The organism is Pseudomonas sp. P5_152 (assembly GCF_033989915.1).
In the GTDB taxonomy this organism is placed as follows: Bacteria; Pseudomonadota; Gammaproteobacteria; order Pseudomonadales; family Pseudomonadaceae; genus Aquipseudomonas.
On record NZ_JASFAH010000002.1, the window covers coordinates 5,751,412 to 5,770,852 of the forward strand.

The window sequence follows — 19,441 nt, forward strand, 5'->3', positions numbered from 1 at the left end:
CCGGCCCCGACAAGTTCCCGGCGGGCTGAAAAAACCCTCAGGGTACGGGCCTCGACAGGATAACCCCGGTGCTGGGGAGATTGCAGCGCAATGCAGGAAAATGCTGGCTAAGCTGTCAGAAAAATGGATCCCAGACGCGATTTTGGGGCAAACTCCTTCATTTATGCCCGTCCACCAAGGCCCGCAAATGATCACTTCGTCGTCCGTTGATGAGCAAAGTTTCCGCAAACTCCTGAGCCGCAACATCGGCTTGCCGTTGGGGGTGGGCGTGCTCAGCGTGGTGTTTTTCGTCTCCCTGATCACCTACCTGATGTCGACCATCCAGTGGGTGGAGCATACCGATCGGGTGATCAACAACGCCAACGAAGCGGTCAAGCTCACGGTCGACCTGGAAACCGGCATGCGCGGCTACCTGCTGACCGGTGACGAACATTTTCTCGACCCTTATGAGACAGCCCGGCCGCGTATTGTAGTGGCCCTGCAAACCCTGCAGGAACTGACCGCGGACAACCCGGTCCAGGTCGACCGGTTACACCGCCTGCAAGCCATGCAGGAAGAGTGGAACACCTACGCCCAGAGCATGATCGAGCTGCAGCGCAGCAGCGGCGACTACCGTTCTGCCGTGCGCGCCGGTCGCGGCAAGCGCCTGACCGACGAGATCCGCAAACAGTACGAAGACGTCATCGAGATGGAGCAGCAGTTGCGCACCACGCGCAATGAAGAGGTGCGTCGCACCACGATCTGGAGCATTACGCTGTACGTCCTGTTCGTGGTCGGCATCAGCGCTTTGCTGGCCTACATTGGGCGCCGCGACTTGCTCAGCCTCTCGCGTAGCTACAGCACCAACCTGGCGGCCCAACAAAGCAGCGCCCGGCGCCTGGAACAACAGGCCTGGTTGCGCAACGGCCAGACTGAACTGGCCGAACAAGTGCTGGGCCAGCTGTCATTGAACCTGCTGGGGCGCAATATCCTGCAGTTTTGTGCGCAATACCTGGGCAGTGCAGTCGCGGCGGTCTACGTCAAGGAGGATCATGGCGGCCTCAATCGCGTGGCAACCTATGGTTTTTCCCGCGAGCAGGAAGCCGTTGACCAGCAGATCCATAACGGCGAGGGCATTGCCGGCCAGGCCGTACTGCAGGGCCGCCTGATTCGCCTGGACGAGGTGCCGGCCGACTATTTCAAAGTCAGCTCCGGGCTTGGCGACGGGGTGCCGCGCAGTGCGCTGGTGGTGCCTACCAGCGACGACGGCCGGGTCAACGGGGTGATCGAGCTGGGTTTCCTGCGGGCCCTGGACGAGCGTGACATCGAGTTGCTCGAGTTGATTGCCGGCAACATCGGCACCTCGATCGAAGCGGCCCGTTATCGCCAGCGTTTGCAGGAAGTGCTGGCCGAGACCCAGCAACTCAACGAAGAGCTGCAGGTCCAGCAGGAAGAACTCAAGACCGCCAACGAAGAGCTGGAAGAACAGTCGCGGATTCTCAAGGAGTCCCAGGCCCACCTGGAAACCCAGCAGGTGGAACTGGAGCAGACCAACGAGCAGCTCGCCGAGCAGGCCCAAACCCTGGCCGAACAGCGCGACGCCATGGACCTGAAAAACACCGAACTGAACCAGGCGCAGGTCCAGCTCGAGGACCGTGCCCAGGAGCTGCAGCGCTCCAGCAAGTACAAGTCCGAGTTCCTCGCCAACATGTCCCACGAATTGCGCACGCCGCTCAACAGTTCGTTGATCCTCGCCAAGTTGCTGGCGGAAAACCCCCAGGACAACCTCAGCGCCGAACAGGTCAAGTTCGCCGAGTCGATCTACTCCGCCGGCAATGACCTGTTGAACCTGATCAACGACATCCTCGACATCTCCAAGGTCGAGGCCGGCAAGCTCGAGATACGCCCGGAGAACACCAGTGTTGCGCGTCTGGTGGACGGCCTGCGCGGCATGTTCGAGCCGCTGGCGGTGGACAAACACCTGGCGTTCAACGTCCACCTGGACTCGGACGCTCCGACGCTGCTGTTCACCGACCGCCAGCGTGTGGAGCAGGTGCTGAAGAACCTGTTGTCGAACGCGATCAAATTCACCGAGCAGGGCGAAGTCAGCCTCAATGTCAGTCTGCAGCCAGGGGGCGCAATAGCCTTTGCCGTGCGCGACTCGGGGATCGGCATCGCCAGCGATCAGCACAGCAGTATTTTCGAAGCGTTCCGCCAGGCCGATGGCACCACCAACCGGCGCTACGGTGGCACCGGGCTGGGGCTGTCGATCTCCCGCGACCTGGCAGCGTTGCTCGGCGGCTCGATCACCGTCAGCAGCGAACCGGGGCAGGGCAGCCTGTTTACCTTGCTGTTGCCCGAACAGTACGTGGAGCGTGACGAGAACAGCGTCCAACTGCCGCCACCGGCGTCGGTGGCCTTTGTCCCGGCGGTGCCGGTGGCACGTCCGGCCGCGATCATCGAGGCGCAGATCCCGCGCTTTGCCGATGACCGCGCCAATGCGCCGTTCAGCACCCGCTGCATCCTGGTGGTGGAGGATGAGGTCAACTTTGCGCATATCCTCTACGACCTAGCGCATGAATTGGGTTATCAGTGCCTGGTGGCCCATGGTGCCGATGAAGGTTACGACCTGGCCAGCGAGTTCCTGCCCGACGCGATCCTGCTGGACATGCGCCTGCCGGACCATTCCGGGCTGACCGTGCTGCAGCGCCTCAAGGAACACGCCGAAACCCGCCACATACCGGTGCATGTGATTTCGGTCGAAGACCGGGTCGAGGCTGCGATGCACATGGGCGCCGTGGGCTATGCGGTCAAGCCGACCACGCGCGAGGAACTCAAGGACGTGTTCGCCCGCCTGGAGGCCAAGTTGACGCAGAAGGTCAAGCGCGTGCTGCTGGTGGAAGACGATGACCTGCAGCGCGACAGTATCGCCCGGCTGATCGGCGACGATGACATCGAAATTACCGCGGTGGGCCTGGCCCAGGAAGCGCTGGACCTGCTGCGCAACAACATCTATGACTGCATGATCATCGACCTCAAGCTGCCCGACATGCTCGGCAATGACCTGCTCAAGCGCATGTCCACCGAAGACATCTGCTCGTTCCCGCCGGTGATCGTCTACACCGGGCGCAACCTGACCCGCGATGAAGAGGCAGACCTGCGCAAGTATTCGCGGTCGATCATCATCAAGGGCGCGCGTTCGCCGGAGCGGCTGCTGGATGAAGTGACATTATTTCTGCACAAAGTCGAATCGCGGTTGTCCCATGAGCGGCAAACGATGCTCAAGACCGCGCGCAGTCGCGACAAGGTCTTCGAGGGGCGCAAGGTGCTGTTGGTGGACGACGACGTGCGCAACATCTTCGCCCTCACCAGCGCCCTGGAGCACAAAGGCGCAATCGTGGTCATTGGCCGTAATGGTCGTGAAGCGATCGACAAACTCAATGAAGTCGAGGACATCGACCTGGTACTGATGGACGTGATGATGCCGGAAATGGACGGCTTCCAGGCCACCGTGGAAATTCGCAAGGATCCGCGCTGGCGCAAGCTGCCGATCATCGCCGTCACGGCCAAGGCCATGAAGGACGATCAGGAACGCTGCCTGCAGGCGGGCGCCAACGATTACCTGGCCAAGCCCATCGACCTGGATCGCCTGTTCTCGTTGATTCGCGTGTGGTTACCGAAGATGGAAAGAATTTAGTGGAGCGCAATACTGAAATCGAACTGCGGCTGCTGATCGAAGCGATCTACCTCAAGTACAGCTACGATTTTCGTGACTACTCGGGCGCCTCGATCAAGCGCCGGGTCAATCACGCCCTGCACCAGTTCGAATGCAAGACCATTTCGGCGTTGCAGGAGCGAGTCCTGCACGATCCGGCGGCGTTCATGCAATTGCTGCAGTTGCTGACCATTCCGGTCAGCGAGATGTTTCGCGACCCGGCACACTTCCTGGCGATTCGTCAGGAAGTGGTGCCCCTGCTGCGCACCTATCCGTCGATCAAGATCTGGATTGCCGGCTGCAGCACGGGCGAGGAGGTCTACTCGATGGCGATCCTGCTGCGCGAAGAAGGCCTGCTGGAGCGCACGATCATCTACGCCACCGACATCAATCCGCGCTCCCTGGAAAAGGCCAAGCAGGGGATCTTTTCCCTGGAGAACATCCGCGCCTATACCCGCAACTATCAGCAGGCCGGCGGGCAGAGTTCATTCGCCGACTACTACACTGCTGCCTACGATTACGCGATTTTCGACAAGAGCCTGCGTGACAACGTGACCTTTGCCGATCACAGCCTGGCGACCGATAGCGTGTTCTCAGAAACTCAATTAATTTCGTGCCGTAACGTATTGATTTACTTTAATAAAAAGTTGCAGGATCGCGCCTTCGGATTGTTTCATGAGTCGCTCTGTCACCGCGGTTTCCTGGTGCTGGGCAGTAAGGAAACCCTCGACTTTTCGAGCTACAGCAAACAGTTCGAACCCTTGGTCAAACAAGAACGGATCTACCGTAAAACATGAAAACCGGCTTGTTGAGCAACGCTCCAGCCTCGCGGGTCGAGGCCATCGTCATTGGCGCTTCCGCCGGTGGCGTGGAGGCGTTGTTGAGTATTTTCGGCAAGCTGGGGTCGGGTTTTGCCTTGCCGATCATTGTCGTCCTGCACCTGCCGGAGCAACGGCGCAGCCAGTTGGTCGAGGTCATTGCGCGGCGGGTGGCGATGCCGGTGGTCGAGGCGCTCGACAAGGCCGTGATCGAGGCCGGCACCCTGTACCTGGCGGCGCCCGGTTATCACCTGTCGGTGGAGCAGGACCGCAGCCTGTCCCTGAGCCTGGAGGAGCGCCTGCACTATTCGCGGCCAGCGATCGACTACCTCTTCGAATCCGCTGCCGACGCCTATGGCCCGGCCTTGCTGGCGGTGCTGTTGACCGGCGCCAACCAGGATGGCGCGCGGGGCCTGGCGCACGTCAAGCGCCTGGGCGGGTTGACCGTGGTCCAGGACCCGGCCGAAGCCCAGGTGGCGACCATGCCCGACGCGGCGCTGGCCCTGCAGCAACCCGATCACATTCTCACCTTGCACGGCATCGGCCGTCTGCTTGTCGAGCTGGAAGGAACCTCATGCTAAGTACTATCCAGGCCAAATTGCTGATCGTCGACGATCTGCCGGAGAACCTGCTGGCCCTTGAAGCACTGATCAAGCGCGAAGATCGCGCGGTGTACAAGGCGCTGTCGGCCGATGAAGCGCTGTCGCTGCTGCTGCAGCACGAGTTCGCCCTGGCCATTCTCGACGTGCAGATGCCGGGCATGAATGGCTTCGAGCTGGCAGAACTGATGCGCGGTACGGAAAAGACCAAGAACATTCCGATCGTGTTTGTCAGCGCCGCCGGACGCGAAATGAACTATGCCTTCAAGGGCTACGAAAGCGGCGCGGTGGACTTCCTGCATAAACCCCTGGATATCCACGCGGTGAAGAGCAAGGTCAACGTGTTCGTCGACCTGTTCCGGCAACGCAAGGCAATGAAGCTGCAGGTCGAAGCCCTGGAGCAAAGCCGCCGCGAGCAGGAAGCCTTGCTCAAGCAGTTGCAGACCACCCAGGGCGAACTGGAGCAGGCAGTACGCATGCGCGACGACTTCATGTCGATCGTCGCGCATGAGGTGCGCACGCCGTTGAACGGGCTGATCCTGGAAACCCAGTTACGCAAGATGCACCTGGCCCGCGACAACGCCGCAGCCTTTACCCTGGACAAGATGCACGCGATGGTCGACCGCGATGAGCGGCAGATCAAAAGCCTGATTCGGCTGATCGAAGACATGCTCGATGTGTCGCGGATTCGCACGGGCAAGCTGTCCATCCGGCCCAGCCACTTCGACCTGTCACAACGGGTGGCTAACCTGCTGCAGAACTTTGCGCCGCAGGTGGAGGCCGCCGAGTGTTCCATCAGCTTTATTGCCGAGCATCCGGTAGAGGGACACTGGGACGAATTCCGCATTGAGCAGGTGATTTCCAACCTGCTGACCAACGCCTTGCGGTATGGCGGCAAAGGCCTGATCGAAGTCCGTGTGTACAGCCAGGATGGCCAGGCCCGGGTTGAAGTACGCGACCGAGGGATCGGCATCAGTGAAGAGAACCAGCAGCGGATATTCCAGCAGTTCGAACGGGTTTCGGCCAAGACCGTAGTGGCGGGCCTGGGCCTTGGGCTGTTCATTTCCGAGCAGATAATCGCCGCCCATGGAGGTTCGATCAGCGTCGAGAGCCGGATCAACGAGGGCGCAATGTTCCGGGTTTGCCTGCCGCTCCAGTAAAACAGGCAAAATAAACGCAACCTCTGCAGCGATGCAGGGTCGTAATAGCAGCTATTGACCGAACAAAGGCTTCCCATGAGTGAAGATGCACAAGACGTCGTATTGATCGTCGAAGATGATCCTTCGATCCTGATGGTGCTTGCCGCCTACCTGTCAGGCGAGGGCTATCGGGTGTTGCAGGCGGTGGACGGCGAGGAAGCGTTCGCGATCCTGGCCAGCAAACCCCACCTGGACATGATGATCACCGACTTTCGCCTGCCCGGAGGTATTTCCGGAGTGCAGATTGCCGAGCCGGCAGTCAAGTTGCGCCCTGAGCTCAAGGTGATTTTCATCAGCGGCTATCCGCAGGAAATCCGCGAGTCCGGCAGCCCCATCGCGCAAAAGGCGCCGATCCTGGCCAAGCCGTTCGACCTCGACGTGCTGCAGGAACTGATGCAGGAAATGCTTTCCTGATCCAGCCGCAACCCCCGCATTCCAAAACCAGATGAGCGTCCTGCGGCCGCTGACGCAGCCTCGCGGGCTCGGCAGCTGCCTCAGGTGCGGATCATTTCGCGGACTTTGGCGGTCAGCAGGTCGAAGGTGAATGGCTTGGTGATCATTTGCATGCCCGGGTCGAGAAAGCCGCCGCGCACCGCGGCATGCTCGGCGTAGCCGGTAATGAATAGCACCTTGAGGTCGGGCCGGTATTGCCGGCCGATTTCTGCCAGTTGCCGGCCGTTCATGCCAGGCAGCCCGACGTCGCTGATCAGCAGGTCGATGCGCTGTTCGGAATCGAGGATCGGCACCGCGCTGTCGGCGTCCCCGGCTTCGACGAAGGCATACCCCAGCTCGCTCAATACCGCACTGACCAGCACCCGCACCGCCGGATCGTCCTCGACAATCAGCACCGTTTCCCCGGCCTTTGCCCCCGGTGCGTGGGGCACCTGGGGCGGTTGACTTTGCGTGAGGTCGCCGCTAAAGCGCGGCAGGTACAGGTTCACCGTGGTCCCGCTGCCCACTGCACTCTGGATGGTCACGTGACCACGGGACTGCTTGCTGAAGCCATAGATCATCGACAGCCCCAGGCCAGTGCCCTGGCCGATCGGCTTGGTGGTGAAGAACGGGTCGAAAGCCCGGCTGATGGTGGCCTGGGGCATGCCACAGCCGCTGTCGATCACACTCAACACCACATAATCGCCGGCTTGCAGGTTGCCATGGGCTTGGGTGAACTCGGTGTCCAGGTGCTGATTGAAGGTCTTGACCGCCAGGGTGCCGCCGTCGGGCATGGCGTCGCGCGCATTCAGGACCAGGTTGAGCAGGGCGCTTTCCAGCTGGTTGGGGTCGGCCTCGGCCACCCACAGCGGATCCTGCAGTTGCATGTTCAACTGAATGCTTTCATTGATGCTGCGCTGCAGCAGTTCGCCCATCGAGCGCACCAGGGTGTTCATTTCCACCGGCTTGGAATCCAGCGACTGGCGTCGGGAAAACGCCAGCAGGCGATGGGTCAGGCCAGCGGCGCGGTTGGCGGAGGTCACGCCCAGGTCGATCAGCCCGTCCAGGTCATCGGTGCAACCGCGCGCCAGGCGCCGGCGCAGCAATTCCAGGCTGCCAATGATGCCGGTCAGCATGTTGTTGAAGTCATGGGCGATACCGCCCGTGAGCTGGCCGACCGCTTCCATTTTCTGCGATTGACGCAGGGCCTCTTCATTGTGCCGCAGTTGGGTGGTGCGTTCCTCGACCTGTTGCTCGAGGGTTTCCAGGGTGTTCTTCAGCCGCATCTCGCTCTGGTACAAATCCACCAGGCGGTCGCGGGCTTCATACTGCCGGCGGCGCCCGCGCAGCGCCGTGGACACCAGGCTGATCAGGGTTACCGGGTGAAACGGGCGCTCGAGAAAGGTCACGTTGCCCAACTGGGCGCCAAAGCGCGAAGCCGGGTTCTGCTCGGCGCCGCCATGGTGGGTGAGGAGCACGATGGGCAAGTCCGACCAGGCCGGTTGTTGCTCGATAAACCGCAGCAACGGCTCCAGGTCCGCGCCCAGCAGGGCCTCGGAGGAAATCAGCAGCAGGCCCGCACCGTGTTCCAGTTGCTCGCACAGCACGCCCAGCCCCTGGGTGATCACGCCGGCGTAACCGGCCTCGTTAAGCAGGGTCAGGGCGATCTGGCTGTCGCGTCCCAACGGCGCAAGAATCAATGCGCGCTCGGAAACTGCCTTGAGCGCGATCAATGGTTTTCGTCCACAAGTAACGGTGTGTTGGCGCCCAGGTAGGTGGGCACACCGCGCAACACGCCTTGAAAAGCGTCCAGGGGCTCACCAATAGTCATGCCGGTACTGCCGATACGGTATTCGCGAATGGTCGATTCATGGCTGCCCGTGCGTTTCTTGATGATCGAAATGGCCCGGCGCACTTTGCCCAGGGCCTCGAAGTAACGCAGCAGAATCACCGTGTCGGCCAGGTAAGTGATATCCACGGGCGCCTGCATGTCACCCACCAGCCCGTGTTGGGCCACGGTCATGAAGGTCGCGGCGCCCTGGCGATTGAGGTACAGCAGCAACTCGTGCATGTGCAGCACCAGGGCGTTTTCCTCGGGCATGGCGGCCTGGTAGCCGTTGATGCTGTCGATCACCACGGTCTTGATCCCGCGTTCGTCGACGCAACGGCGCACCCGGTGCGAGAACTCGCCGGGGGACAGTTCGGCGGCATCCACTTGTTCGATCAGCAAGTTGCCCGAGTCTTGCAGGGCCTGCAGGTCGATGCCCATGTTCTTCATGCGTTCGAACAGCAGGCCCAGCTCTTCATCGAAGATGAACAGCGCGGCCTTTTCGCCCCGTGCCACGGCTGCGGCGGCGAAGATCATCGAGATCAGCGATTTGCCGGTACCGGCCGGACCGAGGATCAGGGTGCTGGACCCGGTCTCGATGCCACCGCCGAGCAGGGCGTCCATTTCCTTGATGCCGCTGGTCAACTGCTGGCGGATATACCGCCCGCGATGTTCGGCAGCCACCAGCCGGGGGAACACGTGCACGCCATCGGTCATGATGGTGAAGTCATGAAAGCCGCCGCGATACTTCTGGCCCCGGTACTTGACCACCCGGATGCGCCGGCGTTCGGCGCCGTAGTTGGGGGTCAGTTCTTCCAGGCGAATCACCCCGTGGGCCACGCTGTGCACGGTTTTGTCGAGGGATTCGGTGGTCAGGTCGTCGAGCAGCAGCACGGTGGCGTCGTAGCGCACGAAGTAGTGCTTGATCGCCAGGATCTGCCGCCGATAGCGCAGCGAACTCTGGGCCAGCAGGCGGATTTCCGACAGACTGTCGAGCACCACCCGGGTCGGCTTGACCCGTTCTACCACCTCGAAAATCTGCTTGGTGGCTTCGCCCAACTCCAGGTCCGAGGAATACAGCAGGCTCTGCTGGTGCTCGCCATTGAGCAGGCTCTCTGGCGGCGTCAACTCGAAGATGTGGATGTTCTCATCCAGTTCCCAGCCGTGGGACTTGGCGCCTTGGCGCAATTCGCGTTCGGTTTCCGACAGGGTGATGTACAGCGAGCGTTCACCGGCGCGGGCGCCGGCCATCAAAAAATGCAGGGCCACCGTGGTCTTGCCCGTGCCGGGTTCTCCTTCCAGCAGAAACACATGGCCGCGGGACAGGCCACCGGCGAGGATGTCATCCAGGCCTTCAATGCCGGTGGCGGCTTTTTCACTGTTCAACTCGTTGGATGTAGACAAAAAATGCCCTCTCATGACTAGGGGAAGCGAGGCAGCGGCCGATACTGGCGAAATGGCTGCCTGTTCACTGGACCCCGGGACGAGCCAAACGGTTCAACGCAATCTGATCATAGACCCTGCTGCAGCGCCGGATCGTCCGGATTCATCTGCTCCAACTGCGCCAGCAGCACCTGGACATTCTGCAACTGGCCGCTTTCCTTCCAGTAGTTGATCAGCAGTACCCGCGCCTTGCGATCGGCCGGGTGGCGCTGGACGATTTCCTGCAACTGCTTCTGCGCCGCTTCCAGCTCGTGCTCGCTGTGCAGGGTGGTCGCCAGGTCATAGCGGTAGTGCTTGTTGTTCGGCTCCAGCTCCACCGCCCTGGACAACCCCAGCAGGGCGAACTCGCTTTGCCCGTGGTGCAACAGCCACAAACCCAGGGCGTGTTGCAGGTACGCCGAGTCAGGTTGCGCCTTGAGCTGGCGGGCCAGCAGTTGCTGGGCCGCTTCGCTCTGGCCTTGTTTGTCGAGGACCTCGATCTGCATCACCAGCGCAGGCAGGTTGCCCGGGTCCAGGGCCAGGGTCTGCTCCAAGGCTTGCTGCGCCTGCTTGAGCTCGGCGTTGTGCAGGTGCAGGCGCGCCAGTTGGTACTGGGTGTGGGCGGTAACTGGCTGGCTTTGCAGTGCCTGCTCGTACTCATCGATGACTTGCTGCAGCGGACCGAAGTACAGCCCCAGGTCATCGGGCGACAAACCGAGCAACGCCTCGGCGGCGGCAAATCGCACCGCTTGCTCGCTGTCCTCCAGCAGTGGCCCGAGCAACAAGCTGCGCTGGCCGCTGGGCACCAGCCCGACGATGCTGTCGATCGCCGCCTCGCGCACCGCTACCGAAGGGTGGTGCAGGTCGGCATCGGCCAGCTTCAGGGCCTGGGGGCTGGGGTAGTTGGGCAGTTCGGCATGCAGCCACAGGCGGCGCTTGTCGGAGATATCCGGGCGGGCCAATTGCTGGTACAGCACACGCGCCGCACCGGGCTTGCCATTGCGCGCCTGGTCCAGGGCTTCGCTGTAGCCGCGCTTGATCGCCTCCGGCACCTGCGGCGCGACACTGCGCAGGGACAGCCAGGTGATGGCGATGGCAACGACAACCAGTAGGCTGATGATCAGGTAGCGACGAGGCTTGGACATGCGCGGATCCGGAAGCTGACAACGAGTGCAGGGGTGCCAGCTTCGGTCAGCGCAGGCCCTGAGTCAAACCCGCGCCTAGTTTAAAACGTAGTCGACCGGCTCCAGGGCCGGGGGCAGTTCGTCGTGGCCGAGGGCGGCCAGGACTTCACGCTCGATCAGGCGCAGCAGGGCATTGCACGGCAGATCGTTCTCATCGAAGCCGAACGGATCTTCGAGGTCGTCGCCGATTTCGTCCAGGCCAAAAAAGGTGTAGCTGACGATGGCGGTGAACACCGGCGTCAGCCAGCCCAGCGGTTCGGCCATGGCGAAGGGCAGGAGGATGCAGAACAGGTAGATGGTCCGATGCAGCAGCAGGGTATAGGGGAAGGGCAGGGGAGTGCTTTTGATCCGCTCGCAAGCGGCCTGTACCTGGCTCAGGCTGACCAGCCGGGTTTCCAGTTGGGTATAGCGCCATTCGCTGATCCGGCCCAGCTCGGCCAGGCGTGAGCAACGGGCGCCGACGTGTTGCAGCAGGCGATCGCTGAGGTTCGGATGGCGCAGGTCGGCCTCGACATCGGCCCATGGCCTGATTGCCGCAGCCTCGTCTTCGACCCGCAGCCGGGCAATCAGGCCATGGGCGAAACCGCAGAGTTCGCGCAGCAGCGGTTCCCGTTCACCTGGGTCCTTGAGCACCTGGGTTTCGCGGATCAGCGAACGCAGCTCGATGATCAACTGGCCCAATTGCTTGCGGCCTTCCCACCAGCGGTCATAACAGGCGTTGTTGCGAAAGCTCATGAAAATCGACAGCGACAGCCCTAGCAGGGTGAAAGGCGTGGCATTGACCTTGGAGAAGTACGCGGGGTGCCAGGTTTCCACCAGCACAATGACCGATGCCAGCAGCGTCACCAGCAGGCTGCGCAAGGCGATGCGCTTGGCAATTGAACCCTTGAGGGAGAACAGGATGCCGATCAGGTTGGGTTTGGGACGGACAATCATCAGTGGGGTCTTCAGCCGTTTTCGTGCTGTGGCAGCGGTTGAAGGCTAGAGGCCTGGAGGCAGCCTGTCCAATTGCTCTGGCTGACGGGGTGATCGATGCTGTCTATGGCTTTGACTTGGCTGATCGATTTACGCCATGCGTCACGTTCAGATCCTTGTGGGAGCTGGCTTGCCAGCGATGAGCATAGGTATCTACACAACTGTGGTGCGATGTTGCACCAGGGTTTTGGATTAGACCGAGTACATATCCATTTTTGCGGTAAGGGCCTCCTATGGTTCCGCCTGACGGCGGCTCACTTTTGAACAGCGCAAAAGTAAGCAAAACGCTCTTTCCCCACCACTCGGCACCTCGCTTGGGCTCGGTGTTCCCTCACTCCGGCTTGAATCCGTGGGTCGCCGCCACGCGCCATCCATGGCGCGGGGCGGCTAACCCGGCGTCCTGCCGGGTTACCCACGGCTTCAAGCCTGCGTTCGGCCAGCGTGGTTAACGGGGCGCCCAGGATCAAAAAGCAAAGCGAGGCGGCCTAAAAGCCGACCTGATCGCTAGGGCATGCGCGGTGTAGCTTCTACTTCCCAAGAGGCTGACGAAGTCAGCCATCTTTTGATCTGGCTCTGGCTCTGGCTCTGGCTCTGGCTCTGGCTTTTGATCCTGGGCGCCCCGTTAACCACGCTGGCCGTACTTCGATATTGATTTGGGGGTAAACCGGCAGGACGCCGGTTTAGCCGCACTGGGCCAGGGAGGGCCCATTGCGGCGGCCCCCCAAATCAATGTCGGAGTACGGGCATGCCGAGCCTAAGCGAGGCACCGAGTGGTGGGGTAAGAGCCTTTTGCTTACTTTTGGGTTTTCAAAAGTGAGCCGCCGTCAGGCGGAACCATAGGAGGCCGTTACCGAAGAAATGGATATGTACGCCGCCTAATCCAACACCCCAGAGGCCGCTACAACGTTGTGTAGATACCTATGCCGCGATGAGGCCGGCCCAGTCCCACAGGTTTGGTGGCCATACGCAAAATTTGCCGGCAGCCAGATTCACTGTGCGAGCCCGCTCACGAAAACGGCCTCAAGCCTTGCGCAGTGTTTGAATCAACCAATCCCCAGGCCAAAAAAAGCCCCGCGACCGAATGAGACGCGGGGCTAAAAATTGGTTGGTTGCGGCCAACCAAAGGAGCACGTTTAAGCTTAGTTGCTGGCGACGGTTTGTGGTTGCCAACCGCCACCCAGGGCTTTGTAAATCGCCACGATGCCACGGTACAGGTCGACTTCGGCCTGGGCCTGGGTGTCTTCGGCAGCCAGGCGTTCGCGTTGGGCGTCCAGCAGCACCAGGAAATCGACGGTGCCTTCGCGGTAGCGAATCTCTGCAAGGTCAGCGGCGGCCCGGCTCGATTCGCTCTGGCGAATCAGCGAAATCAGCCGCTGCTGGCGTTTGCCATAGTCAGAGAAGGCGTTTTCCGACTCTTCCAGGGCCAGCAACACTTGCTGCTCGTAGCTGGCCAGGGCGCCGTCGGCATTGGCATCGGCGGCACGCAAACGCGCGCGCACGCTGCCCAGGTCAAAGGCCGCCCAGGTGATGCTGGGGCCCAGCGCCCAGGCATTGGCGGCCGATGAGCCGATCTGCGAGCCGCGTCCGGCGGTAAAGCCCAGGAAGCCACTGAGGCTGACCCGCGGGAACAGGTCGGCCTTGGCCACGCCGATGCGCGCGGTGGCGGCCGCCAGCTTGCGTTCGGCGCTCTGGATGTCCGGCCGGCGTTGCAACAGTTCGCCCGGATCGCCTATCGGCAAGGCCTTGGCAATGGCCGGCAGGCTGGCCGGGCTGAGGTCGACGCTGAGTTTGTCCGGGCGCTCGCCGAGCAAGGTCGCGATGCGATTGCGCTGACGGATCTGCACTTCCTGCAATTGCGGCACGCTGGCTTCCACGGACGCGAGGCGGGCATCGGCGCGCACCACGTCCAATTGATCACCGACACCGGCATCACGCAGGGTCACGGTGATCTTGCTCGACTCCTGCTGGTTCGCCAGGTTGGCCAGGGCAATTTTCTCGCGCAGTTGCGCACCCCGTAGTTGGCCGTAGGCATCCACCAACTCGGCAATCAGGGTGACTTGCAGTTGGTACAGGTCGGCCGCGGCCACCTGGGTGTCGGCGTCGGCCGCTTCCAGGTTGCGCTGGATACGTCCGAACAGGTCGATTTCCCAGGCCATGTCCAGGCCCAGGTCATAACGCTCGCTGCTGACCCGGTCGGTGGTCTGGCCGGGGATCTGCCCCTTGGCCAGGTCACTGCTGACGCGGCTGGTCACGACTGGCATGGCGTCATTGCTGACGTCATCGCGAAACGCCCGGGCGGCCCGCAGGCGGTCGAACGCCACCCGCAGATCGCGGTTGCCCTGCAGCGAGGTGTTGACCAACTGGTTGAGGATCGGATCCTCGAACTGCTGCCACCAGATGCCTTCGAAGCGGGCCCGGTCGAAGTTCTTCTGACCCTGGGCGCCATCGGTGGCGGCCGTGATGTTGGCCGCCTCCGTCGCCGGGGTCTTATAGTCCGGGCCGACGGCGCAGGCACTCAAGGCCAGCACCAACAAGCTCGGCAGGAAGACTTTCAGGCTCATGGTTGTGCCTCCAGTGGCAGGGCCTTGGCCGCTTTGCGAGCTTCGCCGCGCTCGACATAGCGGCGGATCAATACGTAGAACACCGGCGTCAGCAACAGGCCGAAGAAGGTCACCCCGAGCATCCCGGAGAACACCGCGACGCCCATGGCGTGACGCATTTCGGCACCGGCACCGCTGGAGAAGACCAGGGGCACCACGCCCATGATGAAGGCGAAGGAGGTCATGAGGATCGGCCGCAGACGCAGGCGGCAGGCTTCGAGCACCGCGCTGAGTGCGTCCATGCCTTCCTCTTGCTTGTCCTTGGCGAACTCGACGATCAGGATCGCGTTCTTACATGCCAGGCCCACCAGTACGATCAAACCGATCTGGGTGAAGATGTTGTTGTCGCCACCGGACAGGATCACCCCGGTAATGGCCGACAGCAGGGTCATTGGCACGATCAGGATCACCGCCAGGGGCAGGCTCCAGCTCTCGTATTGCGCCGCCAGCACCAGGAACGCCAGCAGCACACACAGCGGGAACACGAACAACGCAGTGTTGCCAGAAAGAATCTGCTGGTAGGTCAGGTCGGTCCACTCGTAGGTCATGCCGTTGGGCAGTTCTTCCTTGAGCAGTTTTTCGATCGCTTGTTCGGCCTGGCCGGAGCTGTAGCCGGGGGCTGCGGCACCGTTGATTTCAGCGGTGATGAAGCCGTTGTAGTGCATCACACGGTCCGGCCCCGAGGTGTCGCTGACCTTGATGAAGGTCGCCAGCGGGATCATCTCGCCTTTGTTGTTGCGCACTTTCAGCTGGCCGATCTGGTCTGGTTCGAGGCGGAATTGCTGCTCGGCCTGGACGTTGACTTGATAGGTGCGACCGAAGCGGTTGAAGTCGTTGGCATACAGCGAACCCAGGTAGATCTGCAGGGTGTCGAAGATGTCACTGACGGCCACGCCATGGGTCTTGGCTTTTTCCCGGTCGATGGCGGCATCGACCTGGGGCACGTTCACTGTGTAGCTGGTGAACAGGCCAGCCAGTTCCGGCACGTTATGGCTCTTGTTGATGATGTTCATGGTTTCTTTGTACAGCTCGTCGTAACCCAGGTTGCCGCGGTCCTCGATCTGCAGGCGGAACCCGCCGATGGTGCCCAGGCCCTGTACCGGCGGCGGTGGGAAGATCGCCATGTAGGCTTCCTGGATGTCGGCGTATTGGCCATTCAACGCGCCGGCAATCGCCCCGGCCGACTGGCTCGGGTCCTTGCGTTCATCGAAGGGCTTGAGGGTGACGAACACGATCCCGGCGTTGGGGCTGTTGGTGAAACCGTTGATCGACAGGCCCGGGAAGGCCACCGCGGCTTCCACGCCCGGCTGCTTGAGCGCCATGTCGGACATGCGCTTGATCACTTCTTCGGTGCGGTCCAGGCTCGCCGCATCCGGCAACTGGGCGAAGGCCACCAGGTACTGCTTGTCCTGGGCCGGGACAAAACCGGTAGGGGTGTTGGAGAAGCCGAAGAAGGTCAGCACCATCAGCCCGGCGTACAGGACCAGGGCAATCCCGCTGCTGCGGATAACCCGGGTCACGGTGCCGACATAACCATGACTGGCGCGGTCGAAGAAGCGGTTGAACGGACGGAACAACCAGCCGCCAAACAACCTGTCCAGGACCCGTGAGAAGCGGTCCTTCGGCGCGTCATGACTCTTGAGCAGCACGGCAGCCAGGGCCGGCGACAGGGTCAGCGAGTTGAACGCCGAGATCACGGTCGAGATGGCAATGGTCAGGGCGAACTGTTTATAGAACTGCCCAGTCAAGCCGGAGATGAACGCGGCCGGGATAAACACCGCACACAGCACCAGCGCCGTGGCAATGATCGGGCCGGTCACTTCGCGCATGGCGCGCTTGGTGGCTTCCACCGGTGTCAGCCCCAGGCCAATGTTACGTTCGACGTTTTCCACCACCACGATGGCGTCATCGACCACGATACCGATGGCCAGCACCAGGCCGAACAGCGACAGCGCGTTGAGGGAGAAGCCGAACAGGTGCATCACGGCAAATGTGCCGATCAGCGAGACCGGTACTGCCACCAGCGGAATGATCGAGGCGCGCCAGGTCTGCAGGAACAGGATCACCACCAGCACTACCAGGATCAGTGCTTCGAACAGGGTGTGCACCACCGCTTCGATGGAGCCACGGACGAAGATCGTCGGGTCATAGACGATGCTGAAGTCCATGCCTTCAGGGAAGTTCTTCTTCAGCTCCGCCATTTTCTCGCGAACCTGATTGGAGATTTCGATGGCGTTGGAGCCCGGACGCTGGAAGATCGGGATCGCCACCGCCGGGTCGTTGTTCAGCAGCGAGCGCAAGGCGTATTGGCTGGACCCCAGCTCGATTCGGGCGATGTCCTTCAGACGGGTGATTTCACCGTCGTCGCCGGCGCGAATGATGATGTTCTCGAACTCTTCCTCGCTGACCAGACGGCCTTGGGTATTGACCGAGAGCTGGAACGCGGTGGCATTCGGTGCGGGCGGCGCACCCAGGGCACCGGCGGCCACCTGGCGGTTCTGTTCGCGAATCGCGGTGACCACGTCGGTCGCGGTCAGGTTGCGCGAAGCGGTCTTGTTCGGATCGAGCCAGACCCGCAGCGAGTAGTCGCCCATGCCGAACAGCTGCACGTCACCGACACCGCCCAGGCGCGCCAGCTCATCCTTGATGTTGAGCAGGGCGTAGTTGGACAGGTAGAGCATGTCGTAGCGTTTGTCCGGCGAGGTCAGGTGCACGACCATGGTCAGGTCGGGCGAGGCCTTGTCCACCGTGATGCCGATCCGGGTCACTTCTTCCGGCAGCTTGGGCTCGGTACGGGTGACGCGGTTCTGCACCTGCACCTGGGCGTTGTCCAGGTCGGTGCCCAGGGCAAAGGTGATGGTCAGGGTGATCTTGCCGTCGGCGGTGGACTGCGAGGACATGTACAGCATGTTCTCGACGCCAGTGATGGCTTGTTCCAGGGGGGCTGCGACGGTTTCACCGATGACCTTGGGGTTGGCGCCGGGGAAGTTGGCGCGCACCACCACGGTCGGCGGTACCACTTCCGGGTATTCGCTGATCGGCAACTGGAACAGCGAGATGCTGCCGGCGATCAGGATCAGCAGCGACAGCACGGCGGCGAAGATCGGCCGTGAAATGAAGAACTGGGAAAAATTCATTGGAGTCTGTATCCCTTAACCGCGTGGAGTCGCAGCGGCGAGCTTCACAGCCGTACCCGGCGCACCCTTGGCAGGCGCGACTTGGGGCAGGTTGCTGGCTTCAAGCGCCTGGCGTTGTTGGGCGAGGGCGGCGAGGGTTGCCTGGCTGGCCATCTGCACCACTTCAGGGGTGACCGGCGAGCCTGGGCGCACCCGTTGCAAACCCTTGACGATGATCGTGTCGTCCTTGTTCAGGCCACTGCGCACGATGCGCAGGCCTTCGATCTTCGGCCCCAGTTCGACGGCGCGGTACACCGACTTGTCGCCGTCCATCACCAGTACGAACTTCTTGCCCAGGTCGGTTCCCACCGCTTCGTCGGTGATCAGCACCGCCGAGTAGGTGCCACTGCCCACCAGCTTCAGGCGTGCGTAGAGGCCGGGGGTGTATTCGCCCTTGCTGTTGTCGAACACCGCACGACCACGAATGGTGCCGGTCTTGGGGTTGACCTGGTTGTCCATGAAGTTCATCTGGCCCTGGTGCGGGTTGCCGTCTTCGTTGGACAGCCCCAGGTACACCGGAGTGGTCTGGCCACGCTGACCCTGGCGAGCCAGCTGGCTGTACTTGAGGAACACTCGCTCGTCGGCGTCGAAGTAGGCGTAGACCTTGTCGGTGGAAACCACGCTGGTCAGCGGCGTGACATCGGCGGTCACCAGGTTGCCGGCGGTGATTTCGGCACGGCTGACGCGGCCACTGATGGGCGCGGTGACGCGGGTGAAGCTCAGGTTCAGTCGGGCCAGGTCCAGTTGCGCCTGGATCGCGCCCACTGCGGCGCGGGCTTCCTGGGCGGCACTGGTGCGCGAGTCGGCGAGCTCCGCCGAAATCGCGTTGCTGGTGCGCAGGCGCTCGCCGCGCTGGGCTTCGTTTTCGCTGCGGGTGGCATTGGCACGGCCTTGGGCAACCAGGGCTTCGAGGCGGCGGACCTCCGCCTGGAACGGACGCGGATCGATCTGGAACAGCAAGTCGCCCTTTTTCACCAGGGCGCCTTCGGTGAAAGCCACTTCATCGATCTGGCCAGATACGCGCGGGCGGATTTCCACGGTTTCCGGCGCTTCCAGGCGCCCGGTGAATTCGTCCCACTCGTTGACCGGTTGTTCCAGCACCTTGGCCACGCTGACTTTGGCGGCGGGCATGGTGGCGGCCGAGTCCGGGGTCTTGCCGCAGGCGCTCATCACCAGCACGGCGAGGGCGGCCAGGGGCAAGCGCAAATGTTTAAGAGACTGTTCCATGGATAGATCCGCCAATGTATTGAGATGGGCGGATGATGCTCGGCGAGTCTCTATCTCACGAATCGAATGAAGCAAAGGTAACTATCATTCGGAATGATATAAGCCTCGGGGCAGCCCTCTAGCCTAAGGCTTTTGTTAGGTTGCTATCAATATCATTGATGGCGCCGCAGCCCTCAAATCCCGGCCCTGGCCAGTCCCCAGAAAGCAGTAAACGCTCTAATCCGGGCATCTTAGACCAATGAATAAGCGCTCATGAGTGTTATTCCGAACACCATGTGTGATATTTT

Annotated in this window: 11 protein-coding genes and 2 pseudogenes; 6 read left to right on the forward strand and 7 right to left on the reverse strand. The window is 61.9% G+C overall.

Annotated features, from left to right (window positions below; genetic code table 11):
• Positions 1 to 187 precede the first annotated feature (187 nt).
• The 6 genes and pseudogenes from QMK50_RS27455 to QMK50_RS26430 form a co-directional block, all read left to right on the forward strand.
• Positions 188 to 2,357, forward strand: a pseudogene (locus QMK50_RS27455) (CHASE3 domain-containing protein); the annotation flags it as partial.
• Between the two features lie 89 nt (positions 2,358 to 2,446).
• Positions 2,447 to 3,676 (forward strand): annotated as a pseudogene (locus QMK50_RS27460) (response regulator); the annotation flags it as partial.
• Positions 3,676 to 4,491, forward strand: coding sequence for a CheR family methyltransferase (locus QMK50_RS26415; RefSeq protein ID WP_095168311.1), 816 nt, complete (start codon positions 3,676 to 3,678; stop codon positions 4,489 to 4,491). The pseudogene QMK50_RS27460 and the gene QMK50_RS26415, both read left to right, overlap by 1 nt.
• Positions 4,488 to 5,093, forward strand: a complete 606-nt coding sequence (locus QMK50_RS26420) for a chemotaxis protein CheB (RefSeq protein WP_095168310.1) — start codon at positions 4,488 to 4,490, stop codon at positions 5,091 to 5,093. The genes QMK50_RS26415 and QMK50_RS26420 overlap by 4 nt, the downstream gene beginning before the upstream one ends.
• Positions 5,087 to 6,271 carry a hybrid sensor histidine kinase/response regulator gene (locus QMK50_RS26425; protein WP_159995653.1) on the forward strand — a complete coding sequence of 395 codons (1,185 nt, stop codon included), beginning with the start codon at positions 5,087 to 5,089 and terminating at the stop codon, positions 6,269 to 6,271. Before QMK50_RS26420 ends, QMK50_RS26425 begins: the two co-directional genes overlap by 7 nt.
• A gap of 75 nt (positions 6,272 to 6,346) precedes the next feature.
• Positions 6,347 to 6,724: a response regulator gene (locus tag QMK50_RS26430; RefSeq protein ID WP_095168307.1), complete on the forward strand. Its 378-nt coding sequence runs from the start codon at positions 6,347 to 6,349 to the stop codon at positions 6,722 to 6,724.
• Between the two features lie 80 nt (positions 6,725 to 6,804).
• On the opposite strand, the gene QMK50_RS26435 is transcribed toward QMK50_RS26430, so the two are convergent.
• The 7 genes from QMK50_RS26435 to mexE all read right to left on the reverse strand — a co-directional run bounded on the left by QMK50_RS26435 (position 6,805) and on the right by mexE (position 19,154).
• On the reverse strand, positions 6,805 to 8,475 hold the full coding sequence (locus tag QMK50_RS26435) for a response regulator (protein WP_320334422.1): 1,671 nt from the start codon (positions 8,473 to 8,475) through the stop codon (positions 6,805 to 6,807).
• A complete protein-coding gene (locus QMK50_RS26440) occupies positions 8,472 to 9,974 on the reverse strand; it encodes an ATPase domain-containing protein (protein WP_320334423.1) in 1,503 nt (500 codons plus the stop codon). Before QMK50_RS26440 ends, QMK50_RS26435 begins: the two co-directional genes overlap by 4 nt.
• Positions 9,975 to 10,081: 107 nt before the next feature.
• Positions 10,082 to 11,137, reverse strand: coding sequence for a tetratricopeptide repeat protein (locus QMK50_RS26445; protein ID WP_159995657.1), 1,056 nt, complete (start codon positions 11,135 to 11,137; stop codon positions 10,082 to 10,084).
• Between the two features lie 75 nt (positions 11,138 to 11,212).
• Positions 11,213 to 12,112 (reverse strand): bestrophin family protein, encoded by a 900-nt coding sequence (locus QMK50_RS26450; protein WP_320334424.1) that lies wholly within the window; start codon positions 12,110 to 12,112, stop codon positions 11,213 to 11,215.
• Positions 12,113 to 13,290: 1,178 nt separating this feature from the next.
• Positions 13,291 to 14,712, reverse strand: coding sequence for an efflux transporter outer membrane subunit (locus QMK50_RS26455; RefSeq protein WP_159995659.1), 1,422 nt, complete (start codon positions 14,710 to 14,712; stop codon positions 13,291 to 13,293).
• Positions 14,709 to 17,888 (reverse strand): efflux RND transporter permease subunit, encoded by a 3,180-nt coding sequence (locus QMK50_RS26460; protein ID WP_095168295.1) that lies wholly within the window; start codon positions 17,886 to 17,888, stop codon positions 14,709 to 14,711. The genes QMK50_RS26455 and QMK50_RS26460 overlap by 4 nt, the downstream gene beginning before the upstream one ends.
• 15 nt (positions 17,889 to 17,903) lie before the next feature.
• A complete protein-coding gene (mexE, locus tag QMK50_RS26465) occupies positions 17,904 to 19,154 on the reverse strand; it encodes a multidrug efflux RND transporter periplasmic adaptor subunit MexE (RefSeq protein WP_095168293.1) in 1,251 nt (416 codons plus the stop codon).
• Positions 19,155 to 19,441 lie beyond the last annotated feature (287 nt).

Excerpts from the sequence above, each read along its gene's own strand:
- QMK50_RS26420 (WP_095168310.1), top strand. The coding sequence starts at position 4,488 with ATGAAAACCGGCTTGTTGAGCAACGCTCCAGCCTCGCGGGTCGAGGCC.
- QMK50_RS26425 (WP_159995653.1), top strand. The coding sequence starts at position 5,087 with ATGCTAAGTACTATCCAGGCCAAATTGCTGATCGTCGACGATCTGCCG.
- QMK50_RS26430 (WP_095168307.1), top strand. The coding sequence starts at position 6,347 with ATGAGTGAAGATGCACAAGACGTCGTATTGATCGTCGAAGATGATCCT.
- QMK50_RS26445 (WP_159995657.1), bottom strand. The coding sequence starts at position 11,137 with ATGTCCAAGCCTCGTCGCTACCTGATCATCAGCCTACTGGTTGTCGTT.
- QMK50_RS26450 (WP_320334424.1), bottom strand. The coding sequence starts at position 12,112 with ATGATTGTCCGTCCCAAACCCAACCTGATCGGCATCCTGTTCTCCCTC.
- QMK50_RS26455 (WP_159995659.1), bottom strand. The coding sequence starts at position 14,712 with ATGAGCCTGAAAGTCTTCCTGCCGAGCTTGTTGGTGCTGGCCTTGAGT.
- QMK50_RS26460 (WP_095168295.1), bottom strand. The coding sequence starts at position 17,888 with ATGAATTTTTCCCAGTTCTTCATTTCACGGCCGATCTTCGCCGCCGTG.
- mexE (WP_095168293.1), bottom strand. The coding sequence starts at position 19,154 with ATGGAACAGTCTCTTAAACATTTGCGCTTGCCCCTGGCCGCCCTCGCC.